General features: G+C 63.1%; 4 protein-coding genes and 2 pseudogenes. All 6 read right to left on the bottom strand.

Annotated features, from left to right (window positions below):
- A pseudogene (locus tag EOA60_RS21675) lies at window positions 1–288 on the bottom strand (nucleotidyltransferase family protein); the annotation flags it as partial.
- Window positions 288–1388 carry a glycosyltransferase gene (locus tag EOA60_RS21680; protein ID WP_127335131.1) on the bottom strand — a complete coding sequence of 367 codons (1101 nt, stop codon included), beginning with the start codon at window positions 1386–1388 and terminating at the stop codon, window positions 288–290. The pseudogene EOA60_RS21675 and the gene EOA60_RS21680, both read right to left, overlap by 1 nt.
- 13 nt (window positions 1389–1401) lie before the next feature.
- Window positions 1402–1995: a histidine phosphatase family protein gene (locus EOA60_RS21685; protein ID WP_128311845.1), complete on the bottom strand. Its 594-nt coding sequence runs from the start codon at window positions 1993–1995 to the stop codon at window positions 1402–1404.
- Window positions 1992–3095: an inositol-3-phosphate synthase gene (locus EOA60_RS21690; RefSeq protein ID WP_095826275.1), complete on the bottom strand. Its 1104-nt coding sequence runs from the start codon at window positions 3093–3095 to the stop codon at window positions 1992–1994. Before EOA60_RS21690 ends, EOA60_RS21685 begins: the two co-directional genes overlap by 4 nt.
- 189 nt (window positions 3096–3284) lie before the next feature.
- Entirely contained in the window at window positions 3285–3443 is a 159-nt protein-coding gene (locus EOA60_RS21695; RefSeq protein ID WP_066991972.1) for a DUF3309 domain-containing protein, read from the bottom strand.
- A 116-nt stretch (window positions 3444–3559) separates the two neighbouring features.
- Window positions 3560–4154, bottom strand: a pseudogene (locus EOA60_RS39125) (SDR family NAD-dependent epimerase/dehydratase); the annotation flags it as partial.

A 4154-nucleotide genomic window follows, 5' to 3' on the forward strand; every position in this document is an offset into this window, starting at 1 on the left:
GAAGATCGCGCCGCAAAGACCGACGGGAGAGGGCTGGGCCACGAAAATCGCGGCCGCGCTGTCATAGCCGGCCGCATAGTATTCGAGGATATCGGACTTACCCGAACCGATGATGAAGCAGATCCTGTCGACGCCGTTGCGCACCATTCGGCGCACCAGATACTCGCTGACCGCGCACGGACGCTCGGTTTGCCCGTCCATCCGGCTGCCAACCGGGAGCAGTTCCTTGGAAAAACCCAGCGGTTGAATGCGGCTGCCGCGCCCCGCCGCAGGCACGATACCCAACATCAGACGGTTTCCTTCATCGGTTCGCTTGCTGGCGCGGTGGCGGCTTCGACCAGAATCCGGTCCAGTTCCGCGGCGCGGCGTGCGGATGTGTGTTCGTCGAGGACGCGTTCGCGGGCTCGGCGGCGCAACGCCTCGAGCTCGCGGTCCGACAAACCGAGCGCGGCGACCACATCGTCGGTGGAATGTGCAAGCAGGATTTCGCAGCCGGGCTCGAAGAAGTCGTCCAGACCCGGCCAGTCGTCGGAAACGATGGCGGCGCCGCAGGCAGCCGCTTCGAACAGCCGGCCGGAGGGGCACCAGCCCTTGCGCGCCATGGCCTCGCGGGTGACATTCAGGGTGAGACGTGACGAGCAGAAGAAGGCCGGATGATCGGCAGGCGGCAAATGCCTGACGAAGAAGATGTTGTCGCTCCACGGAAACTCCTGCGGATATTGAGCGCCGCCAATGACGAAACGGCGATCCGGCAGCCGGACGGCGGGCGCGACGAGCAGCTTCTCGACGCCGGCCTGGCGATCCGAGGCATAAGTGCCGAGGTAGGACAGATCGCCCGCAAACTCGAGCCTGGACTTTGCCGGCCGATGACGCTCCGGATCGACATGGCCGTAGAGCGGCACGACACGGCGCGCCCCCAGCATGGACTTGAGCGCACCGAGTGCCTCGCCGCCGGTGTAGCTCAGCACCAAATCGAAATCGCGAAGGCCTTCCGGACCGAAATAGGGAGGCTGCTCGCCCTGCTCGATGCGCGCGAGCGTCACCGCGGTATCAAGATCGTAGAACACCTTGAGCCCACGGCAACTCTCCTGCGCGAGGCGTGAGGCTTCAACAGCATCCGGGCAGTAGGAGGTGACGATGACCGCGTCAGCCTGCCGGACCGCGATTGCCGCAGCCTGGGCAATATCATCCCATCCCGGATAGAGCACCACGTGGCCGCCATCGAGATGGGTGAGATCCCTTGCGCCGGCATAGTAGGGCGTGTCGCGCTCAAAGAAGCTGATCGACCAGCCGAGTGGCGCCAGCGCGCGTATCAGCCCGCGCCAAAGCGTGGCATGTCCGTTTCCCCAGGAAGAGGTGACCGTGAGGCCGAAGATCACCATGCGCATCGGGCAGCTCCAGTCAGGCGATTTCGTTCAGGCGAATGAGCTTAGAGCCCCAGTCGCCATGGACGACGGTGGTGATCGAGGCAGGTTCGATGTCGAAGCGAAAACAGTCGCCGAGCTGAAGGCCAAGCACCTTGCACACCGCAGCCTTGATGACGTCCGCGTGACTGATCAGTGCAACGCATCGGTTTGGGGCCTGTTCGCGCAGCACGTCCATGAGGTCGACGATCCGCTGCTGGGTGTCCTGCATGGTCTCGCCGCTCGGTGTTCGGGCGCTCTGTCGCTGGTCGTTCCACATCCGCCAGGCGGCGTCATCGGCCAGCTCTTCGAATGTCTTGCCGGACCATGCGCCGAAATCGATCTCGTCCAATTCCTGGCAGATTCCGATCTGCTCGATATTGCAGGCGACAGCGATCGGTTTCGCGGTTTCCAAGGTGCGCTTGCGCGGGCTGCTGAAAATGGCCGCGAGCGGTTCCCTCGCCAGACGGCGGGCCAGACGCAGCGTCTGTGCCTGGCCGGTTTGGTCAAGATCGATATCCTGGCGGCCTGCCAGATAGCGGCCGACATTGTCATACGCAGCATGCCGCACGAGGAAAATAGTCGTTGTCATTCCGCGGCGTCGAGCATCGGCTCGCCCCTACCGGCTATGAAGGCGAGGGTGCGCAGGCGGGCTTCGGCATCGGTGAACTGCTCCGGCGGAGACTTCATGAAATAACTGCAAGGCCCGGTGAGCGCCCCAGCGATACCGCGATCGAGCGCCAGCTTGGCGCAGCGCACCGCGTCGATGACCACTCCGGCGGAGTTGGGGGAATCCCAGACTTCCAGCTTGAGTTCGGCATTCAGCGGGACGCCGCCGAAGGTCGTGCCTTCGACCCGGATATAGGCCCATTTGCGGTCGGTGAGCCAAGGCACATGATCGCTGGGTCCGACATGGATGTTGCCGGGCTCGAGCGGTACATCGATCTGGCTGGTGACCGACTGCGTCTTGGAGATCTTTTTCGATTCCAGCCGCTCACGCTCCAGCATGTTGAGGAAGTCCGTGTTGCCGCCGAAGTTGAGCTGGTAGGTGCGGTCGATGCGCACCCCGCGCTCCCGAAACAGATTGGCGAGCAGCCGGTGAACGATGGTAGCGCCGACCTGGCTCTTGATGTCGTCTCCGATCAGGGGCAGGCCGCGCTCTTCGAAGCGGCGGCGCCATTCCGGCCGCGAAGCGATGAAGACCGGTATGCAGTTGACGAAAGCGCACCCGGCCCCCAACGCGCATTCGGCATAATAGCGGGTTGCCGCATCCGAGCCGACCGGCAGATAGGACACCAGCACCTCGGCCCCGCTTTCCCGAAGGCCTGCGGTCACGTCGGCGACCGGCTCATTCGCTTCCTCGATTTCATCGCGCAGATATTTGCCGATGCCGTCGAGTGTAGGTCCGCGTTGCACGCGCACGCCGATCGGCGCCACATCGGCAAAACGGAAGGTGTTGTTCGGGGCGTTGTAGATTGCTTCGGCCACATCGCGCCCGACCTTGCTCTTGGCGACGTCGAAGGCGCAGACGACCTCGATGTCTTCGACATGGTAGCCGCCGAGATCGGCATGCATTAGCCCGGGGATCGGCTCGTTGCTTTTTGCCTGACGATAATAGGTGAGGCCTTGCACTAGGGAGGATGCGCAATTGCCGACACCGACGATGCCGATGCGAACCTTTTTCGATGTCACGAAACCGCCGCCTCTATTGTTGGAGGTAAGTTCCTCGCGCCGAACTGTGACCGGTCAGGAATGTTCCTTGAGAGGTGGAAAATTCGCCGATGCGGTCGACGTTCAATACCCCCGTTGCCGCGTTGTCTCCGAGGCCAGCGCAGGACGCGACGTTCGGAGTGCGGCTAATGGAATCTCGCCCGCTCGGCCTCAAATCCGGCCCATGAGCGCCATGATCACCAGGATGACAAGTATGACGCCGAGCACGCCCGAAGGCCCATAGCCCCAGCCCGACGAATACGGCCAGGCCGGGATCGCGCCGATCAGCAACAAGATCAGGATAATAATGAGGATTGTGCCGAGACTCATATCGGGTCCCCTTCATTGGCGAGGTGGACGTTCGGACCTCAGACTGCGGGGCTCATATGCTATTTGTTCGTCATTCGTCTGAGGCGCTGGGGGCTCAGTCCAGCCTGCGCAGCATGTCAGCTTCCCGCTCGAGGATGGTTGCGACTTCTTCGCGTTGAAGATGCGTCATCATCAGGCTGACGCAACATTCGAGGTAGGTGATGGAGGCTCGTCGCAGGAAGGCGGCGGTTTCCGCGGCCGCCATCTGCTCGATGTCCTTGGCTGATCGCTTCGACTGCACGACTGCGTTCTCCGTGCCGGTTATCGGGCCCAACCAGAATCTCGGTCGGATGTTCCGCTTCGGTGAAAAGAACGCGGGACGCATCGGGATCCTGCGGGCCGCCGGTTTCAACTCCGTCTGCCCCGGACCTGTTGGTCGCGGTGGCGGGCGACACGGTCGCGCTGCCGTCGAGTTCGGCGAAGTAGACGACCGTTTGCAGCAGGCCCTGCCGGAGAGGCACCTTGGGGGCCCATCCGAGAAGCTCCTTCGCACGGGCTATATCGGGGCGTCGCCGGCGGGGATCGTCTTCCGGCAAAGGCAGGAATTTGACGGGCGACCTGGTGCCGGTCAGTTCCCTCACCAGGCCGGCCAGTTCGAGGACGGTGAATTCCCCGGGGTTGCCAAGATTGATCGGCTGGCGCGGATTGGGCTCGATGTCCATGAGCCGCAAC

Origin of the sequence: Mesorhizobium sp. M1A.F.Ca.IN.020.06.1.1, assembly GCF_004023265.1 — a bacterium.
Classification (GTDB): Bacteria; Pseudomonadota; Alphaproteobacteria; order Rhizobiales; family Rhizobiaceae; genus Mesorhizobium.

Excerpts from the sequence above, each read along its gene's own strand:
- EOA60_RS21680 (WP_127335131.1), bottom strand. The coding sequence starts at position 1,388 with ATGCGCATGGTGATCTTCGGCCTCACGGTCACCTCTTCCTGGGGAAAC.
- EOA60_RS21685 (WP_128311845.1), bottom strand. The coding sequence starts at position 1,995 with ATGACAACGACTATTTTCCTCGTGCGGCATGCTGCGTATGACAATGTC.
- EOA60_RS21695 (WP_066991972.1), bottom strand. The coding sequence starts at position 3,443 with ATGAGTCTCGGCACAATCCTCATTATTATCCTGATCTTGTTGCTGATC.